A 25,210-nucleotide genomic window follows, 5' to 3' on the forward strand; every position below is an offset into this window, starting at 1 on the left:
CGGGGATCCATTCAGCCCGGGTCTTCCATCGTCAGGCCCCGGCTGGATGGATCCCGGGTCTGCGCTTCGCTTCGCCCGGGATGACGGAGGAGCGGATTATCCTCTCGCATCGCCTCAAGCCGCCGTGCCCCGGCCTATCCGCGCCACCAAATTGTCCAGCATCTCCGGCAAAGCGAGCGGCGTCGCATTGGCCCCGCCGCGCGCATAGATGCCGGTGGCATGGCCGATATCGATATTGAGCCGTGCGGCCAGACGCTCGACGGCGTCCTTGCACTGGTCGAGCGTCGGCAGGCATTCGATCGCCTGCTCCGGGCCGAGATGATCATTGGCGCCGATCAGCGCCATGCGCTCCTTGCCGACCAGGCGGGTCGCCACGACCTTGTTGGACGAGCGCTCGCCCTTGCCGATGACGAAGCTGCGATGCGTCAGGCCCGGCGCCACCCAGGCGACGATGTCGGTATAGTGATGGCCGACACGCGCGATAAACTTCGCCAGCACATCGGCCATGACATTGTGCATCAGCACGTAGTGCCGCCGCTCCTCGTCGCCCCATTTCCAGCGCGTGGCGGAAACCTGCGTCGCGGTCGAGTTCTCCCGCCAGGGCGAAACCGCATTGCCACGCTTCTCGAACAGGCCCGGATCGTCATAGGCGGTCGCCGGCGATTTCTTGCCCTGATATTCGGCGATGTGCTCATAGGGCACGACCGCCATCGGCTCCGAGATCACCATGCGGTGGATCACCGTGCCCTTGCCGTCCGAGAGCGGCGAGATGTTCAGCACCTCGGGCGAGAAACCCGGCTCCAGCCGCGCCTGCAATTCCTGCGGCAGATAGAGCCGCTCCGTGGGCTTGAAGCCGCTGTCGAGCAGGCGCTGGTTGATCGCCTGATGCTCGGTGGAGAACGGATAGGGCTTGGTCTTGGTGCAGGGCATGAAGAGCAGCACCCGCCGCTCGGCCTCCGGCAGTTGGGGCTCATAGTCGGAACCGATGAAATCCAGCCATTCGGCGATGCGCGGATGGGTCAGCGCATCGACATTGTCCTGCGGGCTGTAGAGACACAGCGTCGGATCGAGAACGAACGGGCTCTCGATCTTGGACGTGGATTCGCGGATGCGCTGTTCGCGGTTTTCAACGGTAACCATGGATGACCTGTGGCGGGAGAGGAGGCCTCATGCGGCCTCGGAGGCAGGATCGCGCTTCGCCTCGAAGGCGGAGGTGTCGAGCTCGGCGACGTCATACGCCTTGAGGCTCGCAATATAGGCGTCGGCGTCGTCGAGGAAGAGATTGCGCGTAATGCCATAGGCGATGCGGTCGGTGCTGAATTTCAGCTGCGAGATGCCGGCCGCGCCGCCAAGGCTCATCATGGCGCCGAAGGTATGGTTGAAGATGTTCTTCAGGAAGGGTGCCGTGCCCTCGACCTTCTCGGTGAACTGGAAGTTCGAGGTCAGATAGGGATAGCCACCCATGGTCGCGCTCGCCTCTCCCGGTTCCGGCGTATAGCGGTCGGACCAGAGCGCGATCTTGTCGGCAAAACGGGCAAGCTCGGGCCGCCCGGCGAGATCGACGCCGAAGCCGGTGCCGACGATCAGGAAGTCGAAGGCATAGGTGCCATCAGGCGTCGTCAGCCGGATTTCGTCATCCTCGAAGGCGATCGCATCGATCGGGCTTGCCAGATGCAGGTCGAACTGGTCGAAGCGCGTGCAGCGCTCGAACGTATCCTGCGGCGGCGGCTGGTTCATGTCGAAGATGGTCTTCATGAAGGCCCATTTCCGCCGATCGTCGAGATCGGTGAAATGGCGCATGAAGCCGGCAAATTCGATCCAGCGATTGGGGTTGATCTTCGGCAGCTGTTTGCGCCGCACGAAGCTCACCACCGATGCCGCGCCATGTTCCAGCGCCATGGCCGCATTGTCGAAGGCCGAGGCGCCGGCGCCGATGACGGCAACGCGCTTGCCGGCGAGCGCCGCAAAGTCGATCGCCTCGGAGGTGTGGGCATAGCGCTCGCGCGGCAGCGCATTGCGGATCATGTTCGGCACCATCCAGCGGCCCGAGCCCTCAATGCCGGTGGCGAGCACGACATTGCGCGCCAGCACGCGCTCGACCGTGCCTCCGATCCGCGCGTGCACGGCGAGGATGCCATCGGCGAGCGGCTCGATGTCGATGATCTCGGCGTCATGCGTGACGTCGATGCCGACGGTCTCGCGCAGCCAGCCGATATAATCATGCCAATGGCCGCGCGGGATCTTGCCGAGCCCAGCCCAGGCCTCCTTGCCGAATTTCGCCTCGTACCAGGCGCGGACGGAGAGGCTGGCAATGCCGAGTTCCGGCCCGGAGACAGTCTTCGGTGTCCGCAGCGTATGCATGCGCGCGAAGGTCACCCAGGGACCGGACAGGCCGGCGGGGCTCTTGTCGAGCACGCGAATATTGGTGACGCGCTCGCGAAGGAGACGGAAGGCCACGGCAAGGCCGTTCTGGCCGCCGCCGACGATCACGGCGTCATGCACCGGCACGCCGTCGAACTCGCGCGGCAGCGCCCATTCGCGCGCGGGATAGTTGACGCAGTCCAGTTCGAAGCGCGCGCGCTCCGCCAGTTCGTCCAGTCCCGAGACTTCCTTCGACATCGATCCAACCTCAATCAGCAAGAACCACGAATGACCGGCGGAATTCCGCCAGCGAGACGCCGTCCAGGGCGCACCGCTTCGCGTCTGTCGTGGTGTGAGGACGGCTCGATCCGGTTTTCCGGTCACTCGAAACCGTTGTCGTCATAAGCAATCGCCGTACCAGTCAGGGCAGCGTTGGCGCCGAAAACCGCCCAGCGCGATCCGCTGCCCATTCGAAAGGCAGTCTGCCCTCCATAGCGTCACGATGCGCGCGCTCCGCGTTGCGTCTCCCCGGCCCGTTGGCCGAGGGCCATGAACGCTTCGAACGAGCGACGGATCAGCGCCGGATCGAGATCGCGCACGATCATCACGAACTCGGCCCCGACGACGTCATCGGCATCAGCAAGATGTTCCGGGGCATAGACGACATGGCGCACGCCCTGGATCACGACCGGCCCGCGCTCAGTCTCGCCCGCGATCCGCATCAGGCCCTTCACGCGCAGGATGCGGGCGCCATGGCGATGCAGCAGCGCCGAGAGCCAGGTGGCGAAGACCGCCCAATCGACTGGTTCCGGCCATGTCAGGACCAACGCCCCGAGACCATTGTGTCGATCGCCGGCCTGCGCCACGGCCTGGAAGGCTGCGCGACGCGGAGCCGTCGGCGTGGTCCAGCCGATAGTGCGCCACGGATTGAGCCTTTCTCCGGGACGCGGTTCGGCATCGACGATCGGCGCGAGCGGGTTGATCGCGCCGATCGCCGCCACGGCCTCGGCGCGCCGCGCATCATCGACGAGATCGCCCTTGGATAGCACGATGCGATCGGCCGCGATGATCTGCGCCAAAGCCTCCTCCTGCGTCGCCAATGTCTCGGCGACGTTGAGAAGATCGACCACCGTGACCGTCCCGCCGAAGCGCAGCCGCGCCTGCAACTGCCGATCGCCCAGGATCGTGCCCGCGACCGGCGCCGGATCGGCAATGCCCGAGGTTTCGACCAGGATGCGGGCAAAGGGCGGCACCGTGCCATCGGCGCGCTGCTGGATGAGCCCGAGCAGGCCCTCCTTCAGGTCGCCGTCAATAGCGCAGCAGAGGCACCCGCCGGCGAGCACCGCCGTCAGCGAACCCGTAGCCCCGACGAGCCGTTGATCGACGGGAAGATCGGCGAACTCGTTGACGAGGATGGCCGTATCGGCGAGCGCACCGGCATCGAGCAGCCGCCGCAGATAGGTCGTCTTGCCCGCTCCGAGAAAGCCCGTGAGCACATCGACGACGATCGGCGGCAGCACCGCGCTCATGCGCCGGCCTCGAGCCGATCGAGCAGCGCCTCATCGAGCGGATCGATGGCCTTGCCGAGGCGGTCCGTCGCCTGCCATATCTCCGAGAGATTGGCGGCGAGCGCCGTGCGGCCGGTCCGGCCCGTCAACTGGAAGCGATCGCCCCAGGCGACGAGCCGCACGCCGCCGGCAGCGGTGAGCCTGCCGGCGATCTGCGCGACGTTGAGCCGCGCCAGCGTCGGACGGGCGCCGGAAACCGGCGCCGCACTCCAATGCCGTTCGGAAAACGAGCCGCAGAAGCCGCACATCGCCGCGCCGTCCTACGGCGTCGGCTTCGGGGCGCCCTTCGGGTAGCGCTTGATGAAATCCTTGGCGATTTCCTCGAAGGTCACGAACTTCACGCCCGGATGCTTCGACATATGCGCGAACAGCCGCTCGTGCATCTGGAGCACTTGCGGCTTGCCCGAGACATCGGGATGGATGGTCAGCGTGAAGGCGGCATAGTCATATTCGCGATAGACCCAGTCGAACTGGTCCTGCCAGAGCTGCTCGATATCGCGCGGGTTGACGAAGCCATGGCTGTTCGGCGCCGCCTTCATGAACATCATCGGCGGCAGATCATCGAGATACCAGGAGGCCGGAATCTCGACGAGATCGGTATCCGTGCCGCGGTTCATCGGCTTCATCCAGGTCTCGGCCGGCTGGCTGTAGTCGATCTTCGTCCAGCTCTCGCCCGTGCGGGCATAGTAGGGGAAGAAGTCGTTATGCATCAGGCTGTGATCGTAGAGGATGCCCTTTTTCAGCAGCAGCTCGATGGTCGCATTGGAGAACTCCCACCAGGGCGCGACATAGCCCGACGGCGGCCGGCCCTGCAGCTCGGTGATCAGCGCGATCGACTTGTCGATCACCGCCTCTTCCTGATCCGGCGTCATGATCAGCGGATTTTCATGCGAATAGCCGTGCATGCCGATCTCGTGGCCGGCGGCGGCGACGGCCTTGATCTCGTCCGGGAAGGTCTCGATCGAATGGCCGGGCACGAACCACGTCGTCTTGATGCCGAAGCGATCGAACATGCGCAGCAGGCGCGGCGTTCCAACCTCGCCGGCAAAGACGCCGCGCGAGATATCGCAGGGGCTGTCCTCGCCGCCATAGGAGCCGAGCCAGCCCGCCACCGCGTCGACATCGACGCCGTAAGCTACGAAGATTTCCTTGGCCATGATCAAGCTCCTCTAGGGTTCGGCGTCGACGACCGACGCAATCAATTCGGCAATATTGCGCGGCTCGGGCTGCGCCAGCGCCAGAGCCAGCAAAAGCCGTGCCTTTGGCCCGTTCAGGTCGCCGGCGAAAATGGCTCCGGCCTTTTCGAGATCGACGCCGCCGCCCGCGCCATAGACCGGCGCGACGCGCCCCTCGCCGCAGCGCGAGGTGACGACAACGGGAAGGCCGCACGCCACCAGTTCGCCGACATAGGCGGTGATCGGCGGCGCCGCATTGCCGAGCCCGGTGGCGTTCAGCACGATGCCCCTGGCGCCGGTCTCGACCGCGGCGCGGAGCAGGCGATCGCCTCCGCCCATAGCGAGCGTGATCAGATCGACCGGCTCGGCCAGCGCCTCGACGCCGAAGCGCTCATAGGACGCCGGCCTGTGGGTGATGTGCACGGCGCCGCGCATGACGATGCCGAGCGGACCACGTCCCGGTGCCGCGAAGGCGTGCAATTGCGAGGTATGGCGCTTGGTCGCGTCGCGCGCCGCGAGAATGTCGCCGTCAAAGACGATCAGCGCACCGAGCCCGATGGCGGCCGGCGCGGCGGCGACGCGAATCGCATCGGCGATGTTGCGCGGCCCATCCGCGCCCGGATGATCGGCGGCAAGTTGCGCGCCGGTGAAGACGACCGGCTTGCCCGGCGCGATCAGGAGATCGGCGAGGAAGGCCGTCTCCTCCATCGTATCGGTGCCATGCGTCACGACCACGCCGGCAACCTCGTCGCGCGCCAGTTCCGCCTTGATCGCACGGACGATGGCGAGGCCGTCGTCGAGCGTAAGGGCAAAGCTGCTCTTGAAGAAGATGCCGCGCGCCTCGATGGCCGGCAGTCCGTCCGCCGCCACGCTGGCCAGGAGCGCTCCGGCATCGAGCCGGACCTGGACCGACCCGGACTGGACATCATGGTTGGAGGCGATGGTCCCGCCTGTGGTCAGGACGACGACGTTCGCGCCGGCCATTATTCGCCCGCCAGGAGCTTGCCCCAGCCGGGCGCCTTGACGTCGACGCCGGCAACGCGCGCCGCCTCCCAGAAGGTGACCGCGATCGAATCGACGATCGGAATGCCGAGTTCGGCCTCCATCTCCTCGACGAGTTCGGTCGCGTTGAAATTGGTGCAGACGACGGCGATGCAGTCGGGCTTCTCCTTCGCCGCGCCGCGCAGCACGCCACGGATAGCGTCGGGCTCGGCCGCGCCGATATCGACATTGGCGAGGAGGCCCAGCGAGGACGATCCGGTCACCGGGAAGCCCTGCTTGGCATATTCCGTGGCGATCTGCGCCGAGATCTCCTCGATATAGGGCAGCGCCAGGCCGACCGTCTTGTAACCCTTCTCGTGGAAGGCGTTGTAGAAGGCGAGCGTCGACGTCGTGGCCGGAATGCCCGTCTCGCGGGTGATCGCCTCGCAGAGCCTCAGATCATTCTCGAGCCCACGCCAGCTCGCCGACGTGCCGTTCCAGACCAGCGCGTCGAGAGGTGCGTCCGCCAGCAACCGGGCGGCGGCCAGCATGCGCTCCAGCTGGAACTGGGCCTCCGAGCTCGCCGATAGCGCCAGATGGGTGACCGAAATGCGCGTGAAATGATGCGCGAGCTGATGTTCGAGCCCCCGGTTCATCGCATAGGTCAGTGGCTCCAGGGCGGTATTGGACGACGGCGTAATATGGCCGATGCGCTTGATCCTGGATGGCGCCGCAACATGGGGCGCGGGAGCGGTGAGAAGGGTATCGGTCATCGGGAGCCAGACGTCTAGAGATCGGGAAGGCCGGCAAAGCGGCCGTTGAAGAAGAGGAGCGGATCACCGTCCATGATATTCAGGCCGGTGACCTCGCCGATCATGATGCGATGATCGCCACCCTCATGGATATGGCGCGTTTCGCATTCGAGATGGGCGAGCGCACCGGAAATGAGCGGCAGGCCGCGCTCGGTGTACGCAATCTCCGTGCCGTCGAAGATGCCCGCGACGCCGCTGGCGAAATGGCGCGCGACGAAGGCCTGCTCGGCGGACAGAATGCTGACGGCGAAGGCACCGGCCGCCTCGAACACGGCACGCGAGCGCGCCTTGTTGCGAAGGCTCCAGAGAACCAGCGGCGGATCGAGCGAGACTGACGAGAACGAGTTGATCGTCATGCCGACCTTCTCCTCGCCGAGCCGCGCCGTCACGATGGCGACGCCGGTGGCGAAGCGGCCGCAGGCGCGGCGGAATTCGAGCGGATCGATCATCTCGGCAATGACGCTCATGACGTCCCCCTCGCCTCGCGCCGGACGAAGCGCTCCATGCCGATCGGCTCATCGGAAAGTCCTTCGGCAAAGGCCACCACATGCGGCTCCAGCCGCGCGGCGAGCGCGCGCGCATCGCCCAGAGCCGCGCCGAGCCGCTCGACCGCGGCGCGGACGCGTGCAGGAAGATCGGAGATATCGACCGACACAACCTTGCCATCCGTCACGACGAAGCGCCCGCCAACCATGACATCCGTGATCGACGCGGAATCGGCGGCGCTGACCAGCTGGTTGAACGCATCGGTCAGCGGAATGAAGTCGAGATGGTCCAGATCGAAGAAGGCGAGATCGGCGAGCGCGCCCGCCCTGATCCGGCCGCCTTGATCGAGCCCGACGATATCGGCGCTGCCGACCGTCGCGAGGCGAACGGTCTCGACCGCCGAGAGCCAATCGGTCCGTGGCCCGGCATAGGCGCGCGCGCCAAAGGAGGCGAGCCGCATCGCCTGCAGCATGGAGAGCGCATCGGACGAATTGGCGCCATCGGTGGCGAGGCCGACCGTGATGCCGCGATCGAGCATGGGCCGCACCGAGGCGATGCCCGAGCCAAGACGGAAATTCGACGCCGGAATATGGGCGACCGAGCAGCCCTTGTCCGCGAGGAGATCCAGATCGTCATCGTCGAGCCAGACGGAATGCGCCGCCGTGAAACCGGGCCGCAGCACGCCATGGTCCGCGAGATAGGCGACGGGCGACTTGCCCCAGAGCCGCCGCGCCGTCAGCGCCTGGAGGCGGGATTCGGCGATGTGCATGTGGATGGGCAGGCCATGGCGCTCCGCGAGCCCGACGCATTGCATCAGGAAGCGTTCGGAACAGTGATGCGGGATCGTCGGCGCGATGGCGAGGCTGATGCCGTCGGGCAAGCTGTCCCGCGCCGCGATGATCGCCTCGATCGCCGCAATCGTCTCGTCACCACCGCCGAGGCCGAACCGCTCGACCCTCTCGCGGAGATCCACCGGTAGCGCATCGAGAAGGCCGGGGATCGCCTGGAACAGGTTCTTGTCGGCCACCATCGGCGCGAGCACGGCGCGAATGCCGGCATCGGCATAGGCGCGGGCGACCGCCGCGAAGCCCTCGACCGTCGGCCGGGGGAATTCATAGACGAGGTCGTAGCAGGCGGTGCAGCCCTTGGAGAGCATGTCGACCGCGCCGAGCAGCGTCGAGAGATAGATCGTCTCGGGATCGCGCGCGCCGCCGAGCCACGGGCCGTTGGTGAGCGAAGCCTCGAGCGTCCAGCGATCGGCGACGCCTTTCATGAGGTTGGCATGGCCATGGGTGTGCGCATTGACGAGGCCGGGGAGCACGAGCCGGTCGGCCGCGTCGAATTCAGGAATGCCGGGCGCGATGATCGTGCCGGGCGCACTAACGGTCTGGATCCGGCCGCCATCGATGAGAAGATCGAGCCGCTCGGCCGTGCCCGCCTCCGGGTCGACGACGAGCCCGCCGCGAATGAGCAGCCGTGCCGATGCCGTCATGATGAGACCTCCGCCGGGTGCGTCGCCATCCAGTGGCGCGCGACGTCCGAACGGCCGGCGATCCAGACGCCGTCATGGCTGGCGACGAGGTCGAGGAAGCGGGTCACGGCCTCGAATCGCGAGGGCTGGCCGGAAATGCGGCTGTGCAGGCTGACGGTCATCATGCGCGGCGTCCGCGCGCTCTCGGCGTGAAGCACGCGAAAGGCGGCCGCGAGATGATCGTAGAAATCGTTCGCCGTGCCGAGCTTGGCGGTGGCGAGGCGGTTGTCGTTATGGGTGAAACTGTGCGGCACGACGAGGTGCGGGCTTGCTCCGACCGTGACCCAATAGGGCAGATCGTCGGCATAGCTGTCGGCGTCATAAAGGAAACCTCCCTGCTCGACGAGCAGGGTTCGCGTCCGCTCGCTCGGGGAGTAACGGCTTTGCCAGCCAAGTGGTTTCTTGCCCGTGGTCCGTTCGAGGCTCGCCACGGCACGCGCGATCACGGCGCGCTCTTCATCCTCGCCCATCAGGAAATGGCGGGCGAAGCGATCGCCGTGGCAGCAGAGGTCGAAATCGCCCGTGCGGATTGCCGCCGCGATCTCGCCATTGCGCTCGAGCGCCTGCGCGCAGGCATTGATGGTGAGCCGCGCACCACGCTCGGCGAAGAGATCGGTCAGACGCCAGAAGCCGACGCGCGAGCCATATTCGAACAGCGTCTCGGCCACGAGATCGCGCGTGCCCGCCGGCACCTCGCCGAAGATCCCGTCCGTCAGCCCGATCTCGGTCGCCTTGTCACCATCGGGGATGGAGGGCTCGGCGCCCTCCTCCACATTGAGCACGATAACGAGCGCGAGACGGGCGCCGTTCGGCCATTGCGCATCGGGCGGCCGGCGGCCATAGCCAACGAAGTCGCGCGCGCCATTCGCGGGAATGCTCATGCCGGGACCGAAGCGGACGGGATCGCGCCGAGCTCGGCGGCGAAGGCGAGGAGCCGCTCATCGCCGCGCGGTGCGGCGATCAGCGACAGGCCGACCGGGCAGCCATCCACCTCGACGGCCGGAATATTGATCTGCGGCAGCCGGCAGAGACTTGCAATGCAGGTGAGTGCCAGCGTCTTTTCGCGGAATGCCACCTGCGCGGAGACCGGTGCCGTGCGCAGTGGCGGCAGGTCGTGCGCGGTCGGGATGATCAGCATGCCGTCATCGCCGAGAAGGCGAACGAGCCGCGACGTCAGGGCTTCGCGCTGGATCACCGCCTTGGCGAACATGCGGGGATCGACCGTGGCGGAGAGCGCGATCCGCTCCTCGACAGCCTGGCTCAGGACACGGCCCGGCATGGTCGCCCAACCGCCGAGCGTCGACCAGAGATCGTGCAATTGCAGCGGACGGAACGTATCGAGCCAGAAATCGACGCCCTCGGCAAAGAGCGTGACCTCCTCGGCCGGCGCGAGCGAGCGCGCCACCGGCAAGAGTGCCGCGCCGATCGCGGGAACCGGAATATCGAAGGCGTCGCGCGCCAGCAGGAGCCGTTGCGGCCCGGCGGCCCCGATCGTTCCGAAATAGGCCTCGCCGACGCGCTTCAGCATGGCGGCATCACGGGCGAGGAACCCGACCGTATCGAAGCTCGGCGCCATTGGCATGACCCCGGCGACCGAGATCCGGCCGAAGGTGGTGCGCAACCCATAGAGCCCGCAGAAACTCGCCGGCACGCGGATCGAGCCGCCCGTATCGGTGCCGATGCCGAAATCGCAGAGCCCGGCCGCAACAGCCGAGGCCGAGCCGCTCGACGAACCACCCGGCACGCGATCCGGCGCCCGCGGATTGATCGGGATGCCGAAATGCGGGTTCATCCCGAACATGCCGCAGGCGAGTTCGTCCGTGTGCGTCTTGCCGACGATCCGCGCCCCGGCCATCAGCGGAACCAGCACCGAGGGCGCGGTCGCGACGGCCGGCTCGGCATCGCGGAGGCGGTCCGGGTTGCCCCAGGCCGATCTGTAGCCCGCGACGTCGATCAGATCCTTGACGGCAAAGGTGAGGCCGGCAAGCGCCCCCTCGTCCCGCATCTGAAGCGAGGTCGGGCCATGCGCGACGAACGCACTCAGCGCGATTTCCTGAACATCGGTCATGACGTCCCTATTCGGCAGCCGAGGAAAGGGACGTCCCGGTCGACGACGGCAGACCATATGTGCCCATGAAATCGTCCACAAAACCCTTCACGCCGTCCCAATCATAGAAGCGGAAGGAATTGCCGCGCGTGACGAAGGTCGGTCCGGAATAGAACATCTCATATTGGAGATGGCGCGACCCGAACTCCGAGCCGACGGCGTCCCAGGCGAGCTTCATCAGCTTGACCCGCTCCTGCGAGCTCGCGACCGGCGAACGCTGCGTCTTGCCGATGATCGCCGCAGTCTCAGGCGTCTCGAAATCGAGATAGGAGGACGGCACCATGATCATGCCGCCACCCGAAAGCGTGCGGATCGCCTCGATGATTTCCGGATAGGTCGTCTGCGCGATCACCTGTGCGGTGCAAAGGATCGAACGGTTCGGGACGAAATAGCCCTGGAAATGCTCGCCGCTCGCCTCCATCGCGATGACGAGCGCCTCGATATTGGCGACCTTGGCCGCCATCAGGCCGAGCGTTTCGCGCACCTGCGGATAGTTGATGATGTTGTTTGTCTCGGCAATCTTGCGCGCGAGGCCGAGCAGGAATTTCAGCTTCACCATCAGGCGGATCATGCACTGGTAGTTCTGCATGACATGGGCGCGCGTATCGTGCCACTGCGCCTGCGCCATCTTCAGGTCCTTATGGACGAAGACGCGATCCCACGGGATCTTCACATCGTCGAAATAGACGACGGCATCGTTCTCATCGAAGCGGGCCGACAGCGGATAGTCGAAGGTCGAGGTGGCGTTCTGCTCATAGCTGCGGCGCGACATCAGCGTCAGGCCCTTGGCGCCGAGCGGGACGACGCCGGTAAAGGCATAGGCCTCGTCGCCCGCCTGCAGCGCGTTGAAGCCCGAGACCATCATCTCGTTCGCCATCACGCCCGATGTCGCCAGCATCTTGGCGCCACGAATGGTGATGCCTTCCCCGTCCTCGTCGACGATCGAGGCGACGAGATGCGGATCGGGCTGGCCGCCGGCCGTCTTCGCCTTGTCGGCCTGCGGATTGATGATGACGTAGGAGAGGAAGAGATCATTGTCGCGGGCATAGTCGAAATAGGATTCGAGCGCCGCCGCACGCGCCGGGTCATTGTCGCGGAAGGCATGGAGGCCCATGCGGAAGCCGGCAAAGGTCGACGCGACGTGATCGGGGGAGCGGCCAACCATGCCACAGGTGAGCGCCGCCCATTTCTCCAATGCCTGCCGCCGCTCGGTCAGCTCGCGGAGATTTCGCGGCAATTGCCAGCCGCGGCTGACCCGTTCGCCCGAGGTCGGCGAGACGAAGGTCATCGCCTCGATATTGTCGGGAGCAGCCTGGAAATCATAGAGCTTCGCCGCGGAATGAACCGCATTGGCAAAGGCCGGATCGGTGGTCACGTCGACGACCTTGCGACCATCAATATAGATGGAACGATCGTCCTTGAGGCTGGCCAGATAGGCTCGGCCGTCTTTCACCATGGCGGGCTCCCGCTTTCAGAGCTGGATCCCGACGCCAGGCTCTCAGCCCTTCGCAATCGGAGGAACAGGTTGATTACAAACGGTTTGGCTGTGGCGCACCGCCCATTATCGGGTTCGATGCTGCAATGCGAGAGGTAGCATCCGGCTCAATCGAGCGTCAAGCACAGCAATTGGGCAGGTCAACCTGTCCTGGAAATCGAAACGGGGACCGCGCGCATCCGTTGGCGGCGCCAATCAACAACAAGACGCCGGAATGCTTGGCGCATCCCGGCGTCCTGAATATCGCATGAAGACCTGCGCGAGCAGGCCGAACGATCTTTACGGAGCGGCGACCAGCGTCACGGTGGTCACGCCGGCGGCGATGTTGAAGCCGACTTCGCCCTCGACCGAGAGCGGCTGCAGGGCAACCGACTTGTTCGACCCGCCGACGAGCACGTTGGCGCCGAGGCCGGCCACGAAGGCGACGTCCGCGCCGGGGCCGCCATATTCACCCGACAGCGTGCCCGGGCCGGGGATCTCGTTGGTCGCCGTGACGACGCCCCAGACGAGAACACCCTTCTCGATCGCGCCGACGGCGACGCCGTACTCGTTGATCTTGCCGGTGTAGCGGTCTTCAGCACCGCCATTGGCGGGCTTGAACACGCACTTCATGGTCTGCTTTTCCATGATGAACATGCCGACGCCGGCCGAGACGTCGCAGGTCAGCGTACCAACCGAAGCCTTGGCTTCGGCCAGAGCCGGCGCAGACATCGACATGACGGCTGCAGCAGCCAACAGAACCTTCTGCATCATCTTCATTCTTGTTCTCCCAATCGCGATCATGCCGATCTTTCCGCATGTCCGTGTGATTCGTCGCAGAGATAGTACTAGATCGGCGGAGGCAGGATTGAAAAGATCAATGAAAGTTCCGCTGCCCGTTCAGCTTTATTCGAGATGAGACTGCAAGAACCACAACGACTTATCGAGCGAGCGTGAAACAGCGGTGAAGATATCCGCCGTATCGGCATCTCCAGCTTCGTCAGCCGTATCGATCGCCGCGCGCACGGCATTGGCCGTTTCGGCATAGCGGTCGACCAGCGCCACCAGATGGTCCTTGATGCTCTGTATGTCGGTCGGATAGGGCTTCAGCGTCGTAGCGCCGGCCACCGTCTGCACGGTTCCGAGCGCGATACCGCCGAGCTGCGCCGCCCGCTCCGCGATCGTGTCGTTGTGATCATCGAGCTCGGTCCGGAACCCGTCGAGCATTTCATGCACGGCGATGAACTGCAGGCCCTTCAGGTTCCAGTGCGCCTGCTTGGTCACCAGCGCAAGGTCGATGCCATCCGCCAGCCGTGCATTCAGAAGGTCGATCATTGCGGATTTGGTGTTGGAGGCCAGTTCAATCCGTGATTTCGATGTTGCCATGATGTCTTCCTCGTCACGATCTCTTGTATTTCGGCCCTGATAACTGCCACGGCCACAAACGACGGCGTCAATATCCCGCCGGCCTGCATTCAATGCCCGGGAACCGATTAAGTCACGGTTGAAATCATGGAAATCTCACTGGGCCCACTTTTCGAGCCCGGACCGGTGGGCGGCATAGCGCCGTCGCGCTGCACAGGGATGTGATTCCGCACTGCGTCGACAGGCGAAGGGCGACGGGCTAGAAGCGCGGCACCGCATCAGGAAACCCGATATGGCCGCCACCACCCGCTTTCGCTTCGCCGTCCTGGCCTTTCTGCTCGCTTTGGCCGCCATTCTCGGCGCGTGGAGCTTCCAGATCTTCGGTGGCTACGCCCCCTGCAAGCTCTGCCTCGAGCAGCGCGTTCCCTATTATGTCGGCTTGCCGATCCTGCTGATCGGCTTGGTGCTGCTGCGTCGGGGCGCACAACTCCCAGCGCGCGCCCTGCTCGTGGTCGCCGGGCTGATCTTCGTCGTCGGCCTCGGCCTCGGCATCTACCATGCCGGCGTCGAATGGCATTTCTGGCTCGGCCCGGCCGATTGCGGCGGCGGCGTCGCGACCACCGGCAATGCCGGCGATCTCCTGAGCCAGATCGGTAAGACCAAGGTCGTGAGCTGCACGGACGCAGCGCTGCGCGTTCTCGGGCTGTCCTTCGCGGGCTGGAACGCGCTGGTCTCGGCCATCGTCGCGGCGCTGCTGCTCTCGGCAGGCCTCCGCCGCGGCTAAGTCGTTCGCGTCAAGGCGTGGAGGACGATGCCGCTCGTCGTCGCGACATTGAGCGAATCGACCCCCGCCGCCATCGATATCCGTACGGTCCGCGTCCGTGCCATCACCGGCGTGGGCAGGCCGGGCCCCTCGGTGCCCAGAAGCATCGCCACACGATCGGGGCGCTGGAGGCTTGAAAGCTCCGTCTCGCCGCCTGGGCTGAGGGCGATGACGGTGAAGCCGGCTGTCGCCAGCACATCGACGATATCCTCGCCGGCGGCGAGCTGCGCGAACGGCACGGTCAGCGCCGTACCGACCGAGACTCGGATCGCCTTGCGATAGAATGGATCGCAGCAGCCGGAATCGAGCAGGATCGCATCGGCGCCGAAGGCGGCCGCGTTCCGGAAGATGCCGCCCATATTGTCGTGGTTGGAGATTCCCATCAGCGCGACGACGAGCGCGCGCGATCCGAGCGACCCGAGCAGCGCCGGCGCCCCGCGCGGCGCCTCGCGCATGCCATGGGCCAATATGCCCCGATGGATGTGAAAACCCGTAATGGCGTCGAGCACGCTTTGCCCGGCGGTGTAGACCGGAACGTCGGGGGCAAGCTGCGCCAGCAGATCGGCGAGCCCGTCGATCCGGCGCTGGTCGATCAGCAGCGACAAGGGCTTGTGACGTGGCGACTGGACGAGGTGGCGCAGCACAACCTCGCCCTCGGCAATGAAATGCCCGTCGCGGCCGACCAGGTCGCGCTCACGCACATCGCGATAGGCCGCGATGCGCGGGTCCGCGGGATCGGTGATTTCGGTTGTCGTCGGCACGCGCTATGGATCGAGCTCGGTATCCCAGTAGAGATAATCGAGCCAGCTATCATGCAGATAGTTCGGCGGGAAGGCCCGGCCATTATTATGCAGGTCGGACACTGACGGCTGGAACGGCATCTGGTGCGGCCACATATTGGCTTCGCCGGGATGCTTGCCGCCCTTGCGCAGATTGCAGGGCGAGCAGGCGGCGACGACGTTTTCCCATGTGGTCTGACCACCGCGCGAACGCGGAATGACATGATCGAACGTCAAATCGTCCCGCGTGCCGCAATATTGGCACTGGAATCGATCGCGCAGGAAGACATTGAACCGGGTGAAGGCCGGGTTGCGGGTCGGCTTAACATAGCTCTTCAGCGAAACGACGCTCGGCAGCCGCATGTTGAAGGACGGGCTGCGAATGGCGAAATCATATTCGGAGACGATGTTGACGCGATCGAGAAACACCGCCTTGATCGTGTCCTGCCACGACCAGAGCGAGAGCGGGTAATAGCTCAGAGGCCGATAATCGGCATTGAGCACCAGGGCGGGATGTGCGCCGGGCGACACGGCTATCGTCAAGACTGGCTTCTCCTTTGAGCAGCGCCGAACCTCGAGATGCGTTCGATTAATCTATAGGGTCTATGTCATCCTTGTGAAGCACCAGCGACAATCGGACCGCCGCGACGAAAGGTCAGGCGGCAGCAGTTCCGAAGACCTGTCGCAGAAATGCCGCGCCGGCCGAAAGGCCGACGGCATCAATACCATGCGGAAGGCCCGGCCGCTCAATGGTTTCGACGCGGAAGCCGGCGCCGCGCAGCACGGCGGCGGTCTCGGCCAGCGCCGCGACCGGAATGACCTCGTCCTGCGCACCGTGCACGAGCAGCACCGGCGGCCGGCTGCGCGCTTCGGCGGCGAGCCGCTCCGGCCCGGCGATCCGGCCGGAATAGCCGATGATCCCGGCCATCGGCCGGGCACGCCGCGGACCGACCTGCAGCGCCATCATCGTGCCCTGGCTGAAGCCGACCAGCGCGAGATCCGCATCGACCAGACCGTGATGCGCCAGTTCGGCATCGATGAAGGCATCGAGCTTCGGCGCCGCTGCCGCCGCGCCGAGCCAATATTCATGGGCGTCGCGGACGCCCAGGCGGAACCACTGCCGCATCGCCGGATCCCAGTCGCTCGGGTCCGGCGCGTCGGGTGCGGCAAAGGCGGCATCCGGGAAGATCGGTGCCCAATGGGCGCCTATATCGATCAGATCACGCCCATTGGCGCCGACGCCGTGCAACAGGATGACGAGCTTGCGGGCGGGGCCACCGGAGGCCGGCGCGAGACGGGGACCATCGAGCATGGAAATTCTCTGCGAGGGATGACAAAGCGCTTCATGCTAGCAAGCCCTCTCGCCCATCCGCCACCCCGGTTCGCCGCATCATGAGCGCCGTCTTCCGTTTCGCCCCGAGCCCCAACGGCCTGCTCCATCTCGGCCACGCCTATTCGGCCCTGCTCAATGCCGACCTCGCCGCGGCCTCGCAGGGCCGGCTGCTGCTCAGGATCGAGGATATCGACACGACGCGCTGCAAACCCGAATTCGAGCAGGCGATCCATGACGACCTCGCCTGGCTCGGCATCGACTATGAACGGCCCGTCCGCCGGCAGTCCGAGCATTTCGATGCCTATCGCGACGCATTGGCGCGGCTTGATGCGATGGGCCTCATCTATCCGGCCTTTCTCTCGCGCGCCGAAATCCGCGCGGCGACGGGGATCCCCGACTGGCCACGCGATCCCGACGGCGCGCCGCTCTATCCGGGCGTCGATCGCGACCGCCCCCGCGCCGAAGCCGAAGCCCGCATCGCGGCCGGAGCGCCCTATGCGCTGCGGCTGCGCATGGACGAGGCGATGCGGCGCGCAGGCCCCCTCACCTTCACCGAAGCCGGCGCGGGCCCCGCGGGCGAACATGGCGTGCTGCCCGCCCGGCCCGAATTATGGGGCGATGTCATCCTCGCCCGGAAGGAAGTGCCGACGAGCTATCATCTCTCGGTCGTGGTCGATGACGCGCTGCAGGGCGTGACCCATGTCGTGCGCGGCCAGGACCTCTTCCAGGCGACCAGCGTCCATCGCCTGCTGCAGGCCCTGCTCGGCCTGCCCGAGCCGCTCTATCACCATCACGGCCTGATCCGCGACGCGACGGGCCGCAAGCTCTCCAAATCCGACGGCGATGCGGGCCTAGCCGCGCTCCGAGCGGCCGGCGTCACTCCGGACGAAATTCGGCAGCGCATCGGCCTCCGCCGCCATCAGCCCACGCCGAGCACATAGAGCCAGATCGTCACGGTGAAGAGGCTCAATATGGTCGACAGAGACACCGCGCTCGCCGCGCTGGCGACGCCGGCCTTGTAGTGATTGGCCAGCAGATAGGCATTCACGCCGCAGGGCATCGCTGCGAAGACGACGGCAACGCCGGCCCAGGCCGGCGGCATGGGCAGGAGGTGCACGAGCCCGAACACGGCGAGCGGATGGACGACCAGCTTCAGCGTGCTGATGACGAGCGAGGCGCTGAAATCGCCGGCGAAACCATATCGCCTGAGCGCGAGCCCCATCGAGATCAGCGCGCAGGGCACGGCGGAGGCCGCGACCATGCCGACGATCTGCCCAGCCGCGCCGGTCGCATGAATGCCGGTGATCTGGCCGATCGCGCCGGCATAGATGCCGAAGAGCAGCGGATTTCGCGCGAGCGCCTTCACGAGGCGGATCATGGTGGCGCGCGAGACGCCCGCCTCCGCGCCCTCTGCAAGCACGGTCGCGGCCGTCGTCATGATCGGCAGATGGACGGCGATCAGCAGAAAGAGCGGCACTGCGCCGGCCTCGCCGAACGCCTTCAGGATGACGGGCACGCCGACGAACACCGTATTCGCCTGTCCGCTCGCAAAGCCTTGCAGGACGGATTCGAGATGGGTCCGGCCAAAGATCTTGCGCGCCGCGAGGAAGCCGAGGCCGAAGACAAGGAAGGCGCCGGTGAAATAGGCGATCCAGTAGCCCCAGGGTTGCCCGTCCGCAGGCATCTTCGCCTCGGAGAGCGTCTTGAAGATCAGGACCGGCACGGCGATGCCGAAGACATATTCGGAAAGCCCGTCGCCGGCACGCTCGCCCAGATGCTTGGTCCAGCCCGAGACATAGCCGAGGCCGATCAATCCGAAGATCGGCAGGATGATCAGGGCGATATCGGCAAGGCGCGCGATCATGGCGTCGACCATCCCGAAACGGGCATCGCGCAGAGAGGCAGGCACTGGAACATAGAGCGGAAGATCCGGGAGAGGAGGGCCGAGACTTGGCATCGTCCCGTCGCCCGGTCAATCGCGCGCGGCCATCACGCGCCGCTTTGACGGCTGCGCGCTGTTCATGAAGCGCATTCGGCATCAAAACGCGGCCAATTCTGCCACAAGCAACTATCGTCGCGGCGGCAGACCGCCCGCCCTCATCCGCCAACGCCTTGCAGAATCGGTCGGGCCGTCAGACCAGGAATCAGGCGAGAGGCAGCTTTGTTCTGCCCGTCGCCGGGCCGATGCCGGCTCTCGAGCTTCTACGCATCTTCAACAAGGTGAGAGCACTCGGCATTTCCCCTGCCGGCGGACGCGAGTGGCCTGCTCGCCTTTCCGAAATAGTCCGTACTGGCAAGGGGGCGTGAGTGTTCGCATTGACAGCTTGCAACCTCTCCGCTGCAGCCCCGCGCGGTCAAGCCATCGGAGGGAAGCCGTCGGCCAAAAGACGGGGAATCTGGCATTGATTGGTCATGACACCCGTGGATATCTTCTCGCCGGTGCTGTATAGGAGCTGCCGGCTACCTCAGGGCGCTATATGCGCTGGGCTCGGCACCGTGCGGGTGTGGTGGAACTGGTAGACGCGCCGGACTCAAAATCCGGTTCCGAAAGGAGTGTCGGTTCGATTCCGACCACCCGCACCATCATCTCTTTTGGACGCGACGTTGGCGTTCGATGAGTTTGTCGATGTCATGCTGTGGCGGCTGCGATGTCCCCCTCACATTAAATTTTTCGGGTGCAAGAAGGCGGCAATGGCGAGGACAGCGGCCAGCCAATCGACGGACGTCAGCACCGGCAAATCGGGCCGACACTAAAGACCCCAAAGCTTCTCACCGCCCTAAACACGACATGCAGCCCGAACCACAAGGCGAGATTTATCATCACGCCCAGGACGGCTGCGGTTATCGCCAATAGCGCCGAAGAGACTGCCTTGTTGCCGCGCAGTGCCTCGATGTAGGGCGCACCGAGGAACATCCAGAAGAAGCAGGGTGCAAAGGTCGCCCTGGTGGTCAGGAGTGCACCCAGACAAACGGCCAGAAGAGGATCGAGGCTGCAGGGCGCACGATGGGCGGCGAGAAAGCCGACAAACTGCAGGACCATGATCAGCGGCCCCGGCGTCGTCTCGGCAAGGCCCAGTCCATCGACCATCTCGCCGGGGGCCAGCCAGTTGTGTGTTTCCTCGGTCGCGTCGCGGCACCAGCGGTAGAAGACGTCGTAGAGCAACAGGCCCGCCTCCAGTTGCTCAAGGTCGTCACGGAACATGCGGGAAAGGCCGAGCGAGGCGGCGAGGAAGCCGGCCGCCTGCGGCACGAGGTCAAGTCGCGCTGTATCGGCTCGCACGATCAGGGCGAGACGGTGCAGAGGTTCCGAGGTCAGGCCGAACTCCTCGGTCGTGGTGTCAAAGGTGCAGCGCTCACCGCGATGGCTCCAATTCCCGCCGTCGACGTCGAAGGCCGTCGCGTTGAATCGCTCGGCTAAAGCAGCCACCTCGGACGCCGCGACGAACAGGAACAAGGCGTCGGGATCGATGAAACGGCGGATCAGCCACGGACAAGCGATACGGTCGACCTTCGGTCTCGCGCGTGTCACCCATACGGTGCGGTTCGCGGCGTCGCGTGGCGGCAGCTTGTCGGTCCTGACCAATAGTCCGCCCAAAGCGCGCCACGCCTCGAAGCCGCTTTCGGAGGTCTCTGCTTTGATCCCTTCATGGCGCAGCCATGCGGTGACACCCTGGCTGGGCTTCAGTCCCTTCTGGCAGACAATGACGACATCGCGGCCGGCAAACTCGGCCGCCCAAGTCGCGACCGTTTGAAAATCTAGGCGCAAGGCGGCCGGCAGGAGACGCGGATCAGCATCGAAGTCCTCTGGCGTGCGAACATTGATGATGATCGGTGCGGTCGGCAAACCGGCCAGGCGGGAAAGTTGAGACACGGAAATTTCGGTGTTCGACGGCATAAGCGTCCATACCCCTATCGGGAGCTCGGACGCGATCTTCAGGCTGCCGCCTCACGAGGTAATCGCGAAAAACGTCCTTCGCCCCCCGAGCCGGCATGGTTCGATTGGCCGTTGCCGGCTCGGATGGTTGATCTCAGAGGATCCTGCTGGCGCTATCCAGACCGAGGGCCTTGCGGTCTGGTCTCTCCGTCAGGCGAAGCCCAACCGCTGGTCGGCCGAGATCCCGGTGTTTAATGATCGCGACCGGTTTGCAGCATCCGCCGCGGTCGACTCTCACTTGATAACTTTTCGGTGGACGCGCCTAGCATTTGGGAATTGGTGCCTCGCTCGGCCATCACCTAATCTTGCTGCATGTGCAGATCAGGCAAACAGAACGCGGCCGTGCATCCGCTGTTTCGGTCCCTTCGCGATGAAGTTCCGTCCATCCCAGTCGATCTGGATGGCGAGCCGATGATCGCGCGCGAGCAGGATACGGTCGCGAGCTTTCTGCTCCGGACGGTTGATCCCGATCGTTACCGACAATCGGTGGTGTCCGCTCAGTCGCACGCGCCATTGTGCATGATGGGGGTCTGCTTCGAGTGCCTCGTCGAGATCGACGGGCAAAAGAACCAGCAGGGATGCCTCGTCCGGGTCCGCAGCGGCATGCGCATCAAGCGCCAGATACCCGAAGGATGACGCCTGTGAGCGAGCCAGACCTCCTGATCATCGGCGGGGGAGCTGCCGGCCTTTCGGCTGCGGCAACGGCAGACGGCCTGGGGCTGACGGTTGAGCTTCTCGACGAACGGAGTGCGCTTGGCGGGAACCTCTATGCGGGCGTCGGTAAGCGCGCGGACGACGATAGGGCTTTCGGACCGGACCAGGTCCGCGGCCGGGCCTTGCTTGCCGGCGCAGCCGGGGCGACGCGAAGCAGCAGCACCTTTGCCTGGCGCATCGAGCGTGACGGGCGGACTTTCGTCGCCGACGGGGCGGGCGGCGTTCGATCGATCGCGCCGAGGCGGCTGTTGATCGCGACCGGTGCGATGGAACGGCCGGTACCGATCCCTGGCGCGATGTTGCCCGGGGTGATGTATGCCGGCGCGGCGCAATTGCTGCTCAAGAGCGCTGCGTCCGTCCCGGCGGGGCGCTGCGTCCTCGTCGGCAGCGGACCGCTACTTCTGTTGGTGGCGACACAATTGCTGGCCTTTGGCGTTCGCCCGGCCGGCATTGTCGAGACTAAGCCGCGCACCAGCCTTCAAGCCTTCCTGTCGCATTTGCCCTCGGCGCTGAATGCGCCAGGACTGCTTGCCAGGGGTATCCGACTGCTCGGCAAGCTAAAGGCATCCGGCGTCCCGTTTCATCGCGGCGCGATTCGGGCTTCGATCGCGGGGCGCGACAGGGTCGAGCGCGTCGAGTTCACGGATGCCGAAGGCCGGCGCCAGTCGATCGAGGCCGAACTGGTTCTGCTGCATGACGGCATCATCCCCAACGATCATGTCACCCGTCAGCTCGGTTGCCGCGAGCGCTGGAATGAGGCGCAACATTGCTTCCAGCCAGAGACGGACCCGTGGGGAGAGACGTCGCTGCCGGGGGTGTTTGCCGCTGGCGATTGCACTGGAATTGGTGGCGGGCGGGCCGCGGAGCTTGCCGGAACACTCGCCGCGCTCGAAATCGCCCGACAGCTCGGCCGGATCGCCGAGGGGGAACGCGATCGCCAGGCCGAACGCCCGCGTCGCGCGCTCAGGCGGCAGCATTCGTTCCGGCCGTTCCTCGAGATGCAGTTCCCGCCATCGATCGCACTGGCCGGCGATGCGGCATCGGACACCGTCCTCTGCCGCTGCGAAGACGTGACCGCCGGTGAGATCCGTCTGGCTGTGGCCCAAGGCGCGACCGGGCCGGACCAGCTCAAGTCCTTCACCCGATGCGGGATGGGACCCTGCCAGGGCCGAAGCTGTTCGATGGCTGTCGCGGAGATTATCGCGAAGGAAACCGGCAGCACCGTCGAGGCGATCGGTCGCCACGAGATCCGGTCGCCGCTGAAGCCGCTGCCGCTTGGCCAGATCGCGACTGCCGAAGCGGAGGTTGTGCGATGAGCGCTCGATCCCGCGCGGGCGTCGAATTCGCGGTAATCGGCGGCGGGCTGGTCGGTGCCGCTGTGGCGTATGGGCTAATCCGTAAAGGCCGGCAGGTCGCACTGCTGGACGAAGGCGATTCGGCCTTCCGCGCAAGCCGCGGCAATTTCGGGCTGGTCTGGGCGCAGGGCAAGGGCGACAAGCTCGAAGCCTATGCGCCGTGGGCGAGGCAGGGCGCGGCCCTCTGGCCCGATTTTGCCAGCGAGTTGTCCGCCGCAACCGATGTGGATGTCGAACTCGAGCAGAATGGCGGCTTCGTCTTCTGCTTGACAGAAGAAACCCTAAGATCGCGCGCCGACACCATGGAGCGGCTGCGCACGCGCTCAGGTCTCGACTACGACGTCATGACGCCCTCGCAGATCGCCCATTACATGCCGGGGGTGTCGGAGCATTTTGCCGGCGCCACATTCTCGCGCGAGGACGGCCATGCCAATCCACTGAAGCTGTTGCGCGCCCTCCACGCCGCGATCTCAGGGACCGAAGGCGCGCTCCGCCGGGGCACGCCGATTGAGCGGATCGAACCGGTATCCGGCGGCTATCGCCTGGTCTCGGGCGGGACCGGGATCGAATGCGAAAACGTCGTTTTGGCCGCGGGTCTCGGCAATGTTGCGCTCGCCGAAACACTTGGCATCACGCTGCCGATCCAGCCGATGCGCGGCCAGATTCTAGTGACGGAGCGGCACGAGAGGATCATGAAGGTGCCGAGCGAAAACGTCCGCCAGACCCAGGACGGCACCTTCCTGCTTGGCGGGAGTTGGGAGGATGTCGGATACGACGTCTCGACGACGTTCGAGGTGACCCGGGACATTGCGGCCCTCGCGGTGCGCTACTTCCCGTTTCTCAAGAACGTCCGGCTTGTCCGCAGCTGGTCGGCGCTGCGCATCCTCGCCCCCGACAATGCCCCGATCTATCACGAGCTCGCCCCCGGCGCATTTCTGGTGACCTGCCACAGCGGCGTATCGCTCGCGGCGATCCATGCCGACCGGGTCGCGGGCTGGCTTTCCGAGGGATCACTTCCCGCCGAGGCGGCGCCTTTCAGCCTCGACCGCTTTTCTTAGCCCGCGACCGCATCGGAGCCTGCCTTTGGTTGACTTAAGCGCTTCCCAATCGGTTGAGCTGTCGCTCGCCGCGATTCGCCGGGACAATGTCCGCCTCCGTGCGCTCACCCATGTCGACCCAGCGGATGCGCGCGCTCGCGCCGCTTCGGTCGACGCCTCGCCTGGCGTCAAGCCGCTGCTCGGACTGACCTATGTGGCCAAGGAACTGATCGACGTCGCCCGCATGCCGACGACCGGCGGTTCCAGTCTGTTCGGTTCCGTCCCGGCCTTGGAAGACGCGCCGATAGTCCGTGATCTGCAGGCGGCCGGCGCGGTGGTCGTCGGCAAGTCGAATATGCATGAGCTCGCCGTCGGCAGCGCGAAAAATCCGTGGTTCGGCCAGGTCGTCAACCCGCTTTCCCCGGCGCATGGCACTGGTGGAACGAGCAGCGGTTCCGTCGCCGCGGTCGCCGCCGGCTTCGTCGATTTCGCGCTCGGAACCGATAGCGGCGGATCGAACCGGTCGACCGCGGCGGCCACCGGCCTCTATGGTTTCAAGCCGACCAATGGCCTTCTCTCAGTCGAGGGCGTCCGTCCGGTGTCGCCGACCCTCGACACGGTGGGTATCCTGAGCCGGAGCGGGTCGACCCTTGCCAGAGTGTTCGCGGCGCTTGTGGGCCGGCCCCCGTCGGAGGGGGTCGCGCTGGCGGGCCGTGTCTTCGCGCGGCCGATCGGCCTGCACGGGCCGGTAGACGCAAGCGTCGAGCGGGCTCTCGAATGCGCCGCGGAGACGATCCGGGCGGGCGGCGGCGAGATCGTCGAGGTGACGTTCAGCGACGCCGCTGCGCTGTCACAGGCGGGCCGCGAAATCCTGCGCTACGAATTCCACCGGCAGTATCGCGGAGCCATAGCCGCGGCACCCGAGCGCGTCGGCCAGGACGTCCACGCTTTCCTTGCGATCGCCGCGCAGGTCTCGGCAGCGCAGTATGACGACGCGCTCGCGCGGATCGGTGAGCACCGCCAGCTTTGGCACCGGCACCTCGAAGGGCTAGACGCCGTGCTCCTGCCGAGCGCGCCTGGCCTCGCGCCGCGCCTGGAAGACGAACATACAAGGGTCGGGGGCCAATGGGTTCCCTATGGCCCGGCCGGAGCCGAGCTGCGGATGTGGGCCAACACCATCGGTCTCCCGGCCGTCGCCATTCCGGTCACCCGTCCGCCCGGCCTTCCGGCATCGATCCAGCTTGCCGGCCGGCCCCGTGCGGACGCCGTTCTGCTCGACCTTGCCACAGCGCTCGGCCGCGCAGTCGGCGGGTGAGCTGCTGTCGTGGGAGATCCGGGAGCATCCGTTGGATGCATCGCGCGCCGGTTCTGGCTC

At 65.7% G+C, this 25,210-nt stretch carries 25 protein-coding genes and 1 tRNA gene; 7 read left to right on the top strand and 19 right to left on the bottom strand.

Annotation, left to right across the window (positions count from 1 at the left end):
* Window positions 1-114: 114 nt before the first annotated feature.
* The 14 genes from QO014_RS06565 to dps all read right to left on the bottom strand — a co-directional run bounded on the left by QO014_RS06565 (window position 115) and on the right by dps (window position 13,881).
* The gene (locus QO014_RS06565; protein WP_266347877.1) at window positions 115-1,140 is read right to left on the bottom strand and encodes a hypothetical protein; all 1,026 of its coding nucleotides are present in this window, start codon (window positions 1,138-1,140) and stop codon (window positions 115-117) included.
* A gap of 27 nt (window positions 1,141-1,167) precedes the next feature.
* On the bottom strand, window positions 1,168-2,619 hold the full coding sequence (locus tag QO014_RS06570) for an NAD(P)-binding domain-containing protein (protein WP_266347878.1): 1,452 nt from the start codon (window positions 2,617-2,619) through the stop codon (window positions 1,168-1,170).
* 239 nt (window positions 2,620-2,858) lie between these two features.
* A complete protein-coding gene (locus QO014_RS06575; protein WP_266347879.1) occupies window positions 2,859-3,890 on the bottom strand; it encodes a CobW family GTP-binding protein in 1,032 nt (343 codons plus the stop codon).
* Complete coding sequence (locus QO014_RS06580; RefSeq protein ID WP_266347880.1) at window positions 3,887-4,177, bottom strand: hypothetical protein; 291 nt, start codon at window positions 4,175-4,177, stop codon at window positions 3,887-3,889. The genes QO014_RS06575 and QO014_RS06580 overlap by 4 nt, the downstream gene beginning before the upstream one ends.
* Before the next feature lie 12 nt (window positions 4,178-4,189).
* Window positions 4,190-5,086 (bottom strand): polysaccharide deacetylase family protein, encoded by an 897-nt coding sequence (locus QO014_RS06585; protein WP_266347881.1) that lies wholly within the window; start codon window positions 5,084-5,086, stop codon window positions 4,190-4,192.
* A gap of 12 nt (window positions 5,087-5,098) precedes the next feature.
* On the bottom strand, window positions 5,099-6,088 hold the full coding sequence (locus QO014_RS06590; RefSeq protein WP_266347882.1) for an asparaginase: 990 nt from the start codon (window positions 6,086-6,088) through the stop codon (window positions 5,099-5,101).
* Window positions 6,088-6,858 carry a maleate cis-trans isomerase family protein gene (locus tag QO014_RS06595; RefSeq protein WP_266347883.1) on the bottom strand — a complete coding sequence of 257 codons (771 nt, stop codon included), beginning with the start codon at window positions 6,856-6,858 and terminating at the stop codon, window positions 6,088-6,090. Before QO014_RS06595 ends, QO014_RS06590 begins: the two co-directional genes overlap by 1 nt.
* A gap of 14 nt (window positions 6,859-6,872) precedes the next feature.
* Complete coding sequence (locus QO014_RS06600) at window positions 6,873-7,364, bottom strand: flavin reductase family protein (RefSeq protein ID WP_266347884.1); 492 nt, start codon at window positions 7,362-7,364, stop codon at window positions 6,873-6,875.
* On the bottom strand, window positions 7,361-8,875 hold the full coding sequence (locus tag QO014_RS06605) for an amidohydrolase family protein (RefSeq protein ID WP_266347885.1): 1,515 nt from the start codon (window positions 8,873-8,875) through the stop codon (window positions 7,361-7,363). Before QO014_RS06605 ends, QO014_RS06600 begins: the two co-directional genes overlap by 4 nt.
* On the bottom strand, window positions 8,872-9,795 hold the full coding sequence (locus QO014_RS06610) for a polysaccharide deacetylase family protein (RefSeq protein WP_266347886.1): 924 nt from the start codon (window positions 9,793-9,795) through the stop codon (window positions 8,872-8,874). Before QO014_RS06610 ends, QO014_RS06605 begins: the two co-directional genes overlap by 4 nt.
* Window positions 9,792-10,982 carry an amidase gene (locus tag QO014_RS06615; RefSeq protein WP_266347887.1) on the bottom strand — a complete coding sequence of 397 codons (1,191 nt, stop codon included), beginning with the start codon at window positions 10,980-10,982 and terminating at the stop codon, window positions 9,792-9,794. Before QO014_RS06615 ends, QO014_RS06610 begins: the two co-directional genes overlap by 4 nt.
* Before the next feature lie 7 nt (window positions 10,983-10,989).
* Window positions 10,990-12,477 (bottom strand): 4-hydroxyphenylacetate 3-hydroxylase family protein, encoded by a 1,488-nt coding sequence (locus QO014_RS06620; RefSeq protein ID WP_266347888.1) that lies wholly within the window; start codon window positions 12,475-12,477, stop codon window positions 10,990-10,992.
* A gap of 318 nt (window positions 12,478-12,795) precedes the next feature.
* A complete protein-coding gene (locus tag QO014_RS06625; RefSeq protein ID WP_266347889.1) occupies window positions 12,796-13,275 on the bottom strand; it encodes a DUF992 domain-containing protein in 480 nt (159 codons plus the stop codon).
* 126 nt (window positions 13,276-13,401) lie between these two features.
* Window positions 13,402-13,881 carry a DNA starvation/stationary phase protection protein Dps gene (gene dps / locus QO014_RS06630; protein WP_266347890.1) on the bottom strand — a complete coding sequence of 160 codons (480 nt, stop codon included), beginning with the start codon at window positions 13,879-13,881 and terminating at the stop codon, window positions 13,402-13,404.
* Between the two features lie 271 nt (window positions 13,882-14,152).
* Between dps and QO014_RS06635 the strand changes: the two genes are divergently transcribed.
* The gene (locus tag QO014_RS06635; RefSeq protein ID WP_266347891.1) at window positions 14,153-14,644 is read left to right on the top strand and encodes a disulfide bond formation protein B; all 492 of its coding nucleotides are present in this window, start codon (window positions 14,153-14,155) and stop codon (window positions 14,642-14,644) included.
* Here the strand turns inward: QO014_RS06635 and QO014_RS06640 are convergent.
* From QO014_RS06640 to QO014_RS06650, 3 genes are all read right to left on the bottom strand, one after another.
* Window positions 14,641-15,444 carry a TrmH family RNA methyltransferase gene (locus tag QO014_RS06640; RefSeq protein ID WP_266347892.1) on the bottom strand — a complete coding sequence of 268 codons (804 nt, stop codon included), beginning with the start codon at window positions 15,442-15,444 and terminating at the stop codon, window positions 14,641-14,643. The two genes, QO014_RS06635 and QO014_RS06640, sit on opposite strands and share 4 nt — an antisense overlap.
* A gap of 3 nt (window positions 15,445-15,447) precedes the next feature.
* Complete coding sequence (locus tag QO014_RS06645; RefSeq protein WP_266347893.1) at window positions 15,448-16,005, bottom strand: HNH endonuclease; 558 nt, start codon at window positions 16,003-16,005, stop codon at window positions 15,448-15,450.
* Between the two features lie 112 nt (window positions 16,006-16,117).
* Window positions 16,118-16,774, bottom strand: a complete 657-nt coding sequence (locus tag QO014_RS06650; protein ID WP_266347894.1) for an alpha/beta hydrolase — start codon at window positions 16,772-16,774, stop codon at window positions 16,118-16,120.
* 80 nt (window positions 16,775-16,854) lie between these two features.
* Between QO014_RS06650 and gluQRS the strand changes: the two genes are divergently transcribed.
* Window positions 16,855-17,736, top strand: a complete 882-nt coding sequence (gene gluQRS / locus QO014_RS06655) for a tRNA glutamyl-Q(34) synthetase GluQRS (protein ID WP_266347895.1) — start codon at window positions 16,855-16,857, stop codon at window positions 17,734-17,736.
* Here the strand turns inward: gluQRS and QO014_RS06660 are convergent.
* The gene (locus QO014_RS06660; RefSeq protein WP_266347896.1) at window positions 17,715-18,659 is read right to left on the bottom strand and encodes an AEC family transporter; all 945 of its coding nucleotides are present in this window, start codon (window positions 18,657-18,659) and stop codon (window positions 17,715-17,717) included. The genes gluQRS and QO014_RS06660 overlap by 22 nt on opposite strands.
* Window positions 18,660-19,293: 634 nt before the next feature.
* On the opposite strand from QO014_RS06660, the gene QO014_RS06665 reads away from it, so the two are divergent.
* A tRNA-Leu gene (locus QO014_RS06665) sits at window positions 19,294-19,378 on the top strand.
* 142 nt (window positions 19,379-19,520) lie between these two features.
* Here the strand turns inward: QO014_RS06665 and QO014_RS06670 are convergent.
* Complete coding sequence (locus QO014_RS06670; RefSeq protein ID WP_266347897.1) at window positions 19,521-20,690, bottom strand: chromate resistance protein ChrB domain-containing protein; 1,170 nt, start codon at window positions 20,688-20,690, stop codon at window positions 19,521-19,523.
* Between the two features lie 381 nt (window positions 20,691-21,071).
* Between QO014_RS06670 and QO014_RS06675 the strand changes: the two genes are divergently transcribed.
* From QO014_RS06675 to QO014_RS06690, 4 genes are read left to right on the top strand one after another with little or no spacing between them, the layout of a single operon-like run.
* Window positions 21,072-21,365 carry a (2Fe-2S)-binding protein gene (locus tag QO014_RS06675; protein WP_266347898.1) on the top strand — a complete coding sequence of 98 codons (294 nt, stop codon included), beginning with the start codon at window positions 21,072-21,074 and terminating at the stop codon, window positions 21,363-21,365.
* Entirely contained in the window at window positions 21,308-22,759 is a 1,452-nt protein-coding gene (locus QO014_RS06680) for an FAD/NAD(P)-dependent oxidoreductase (protein WP_266347899.1), read from the top strand. Before QO014_RS06675 ends, QO014_RS06680 begins: the two co-directional genes overlap by 58 nt.
* Entirely contained in the window at window positions 22,756-23,856 is a 1,101-nt protein-coding gene (locus QO014_RS06685) for an NAD(P)/FAD-dependent oxidoreductase (protein ID WP_266347900.1), read from the top strand. The genes QO014_RS06680 and QO014_RS06685 overlap by 4 nt, the downstream gene beginning before the upstream one ends.
* A complete protein-coding gene (locus tag QO014_RS06690; protein ID WP_266347901.1) occupies window positions 23,774-25,150 on the top strand; it encodes an amidase in 1,377 nt (458 codons plus the stop codon). Before QO014_RS06685 ends, QO014_RS06690 begins: the two co-directional genes overlap by 83 nt.
* The last annotated feature ends 60 nt before the right edge of the window (window positions 25,151-25,210 follow it).

This window comes from Kaistia dalseonensis (assembly GCF_030814715.1).
In the GTDB taxonomy this organism is placed as follows: domain Bacteria; phylum Pseudomonadota; class Alphaproteobacteria; order Rhizobiales; family Kaistiaceae; genus Kaistia; species Kaistia dalseonensis.

Bases quoted from the DNA above. Each gene is read 5' to 3' on its own strand.
- QO014_RS06685 (WP_266347900.1), top strand. From the start codon at position 22,756: ATGAGCGCTCGATCCCGCGCGGGCGTCGAATTCGCGGTAATCGGCGGC.
- dps (WP_266347890.1), bottom strand. From the start codon at position 13,881: ATGGCAACATCGAAATCACGGATTGAACTGGCCTCCAACACCAAATCC.
- QO014_RS06625 (WP_266347889.1), bottom strand. From the start codon at position 13,275: ATGAAGATGATGCAGAAGGTTCTGTTGGCTGCTGCAGCCGTCATGTCG.
- QO014_RS06650 (WP_266347894.1), bottom strand. From the start codon at position 16,774: ATGCTCGATGGTCCCCGTCTCGCGCCGGCCTCCGGTGGCCCCGCCCGC.
- QO014_RS06605 (WP_266347885.1), bottom strand. From the start codon at position 8,875: ATGACGGCATCGGCACGGCTGCTCATTCGCGGCGGGCTCGTCGTCGAC.
- QO014_RS06620 (WP_266347888.1), bottom strand. From the start codon at position 12,477: ATGGTGAAAGACGGCCGAGCCTATCTGGCCAGCCTCAAGGACGATCGT.
- QO014_RS06565 (WP_266347877.1), bottom strand. From the start codon at position 1,140: ATGGTTACCGTTGAAAACCGCGAACAGCGCATCCGCGAATCCACGTCC.
- QO014_RS06660 (WP_266347896.1), bottom strand. From the start codon at position 18,659: ATGATCGCGCGCCTTGCCGATATCGCCCTGATCATCCTGCCGATCTTC.
- QO014_RS06615 (WP_266347887.1), bottom strand. From the start codon at position 10,982: ATGACCGATGTTCAGGAAATCGCGCTGAGTGCGTTCGTCGCGCATGGC.
- QO014_RS06570 (WP_266347878.1), bottom strand. From the start codon at position 2,619: ATGTCGAAGGAAGTCTCGGGACTGGACGAACTGGCGGAGCGCGCGCGC.
- QO014_RS06610 (WP_266347886.1), bottom strand. From the start codon at position 9,795: ATGAGCATTCCCGCGAATGGCGCGCGCGACTTCGTTGGCTATGGCCGC.
- QO014_RS06680 (WP_266347899.1), top strand. From the start codon at position 21,308: ATGCCTCGTCCGGGTCCGCAGCGGCATGCGCATCAAGCGCCAGATACC.
- QO014_RS06635 (WP_266347891.1), top strand. From the start codon at position 14,153: ATGGCCGCCACCACCCGCTTTCGCTTCGCCGTCCTGGCCTTTCTGCTC.
- QO014_RS06590 (WP_266347882.1), bottom strand. From the start codon at position 6,088: ATGGCCGGCGCGAACGTCGTCGTCCTGACCACAGGCGGGACCATCGCC.
- QO014_RS06585 (WP_266347881.1), bottom strand. From the start codon at position 5,086: ATGGCCAAGGAAATCTTCGTAGCTTACGGCGTCGATGTCGACGCGGTG.
- QO014_RS06575 (WP_266347879.1), bottom strand. From the start codon at position 3,890: ATGAGCGCGGTGCTGCCGCCGATCGTCGTCGATGTGCTCACGGGCTTT.
- QO014_RS06690 (WP_266347901.1), top strand. From the start codon at position 23,774: ATGCCGACCGGGTCGCGGGCTGGCTTTCCGAGGGATCACTTCCCGCCG.
- QO014_RS06595 (WP_266347883.1), bottom strand. From the start codon at position 6,858: ATGACCGATACCCTTCTCACCGCTCCCGCGCCCCATGTTGCGGCGCCA.
- QO014_RS06600 (WP_266347884.1), bottom strand. From the start codon at position 7,364: ATGAGCGTCATTGCCGAGATGATCGATCCGCTCGAATTCCGCCGCGCC.
- QO014_RS06670 (WP_266347897.1), bottom strand. From the start codon at position 20,690: ATGCCGTCGAACACCGAAATTTCCGTGTCTCAACTTTCCCGCCTGGCC.
- QO014_RS06580 (WP_266347880.1), bottom strand. From the start codon at position 4,177: ATGTGCGGCTTCTGCGGCTCGTTTTCCGAACGGCATTGGAGTGCGGCG.
- gluQRS (WP_266347895.1), top strand. From the start codon at position 16,855: ATGAGCGCCGTCTTCCGTTTCGCCCCGAGCCCCAACGGCCTGCTCCAT.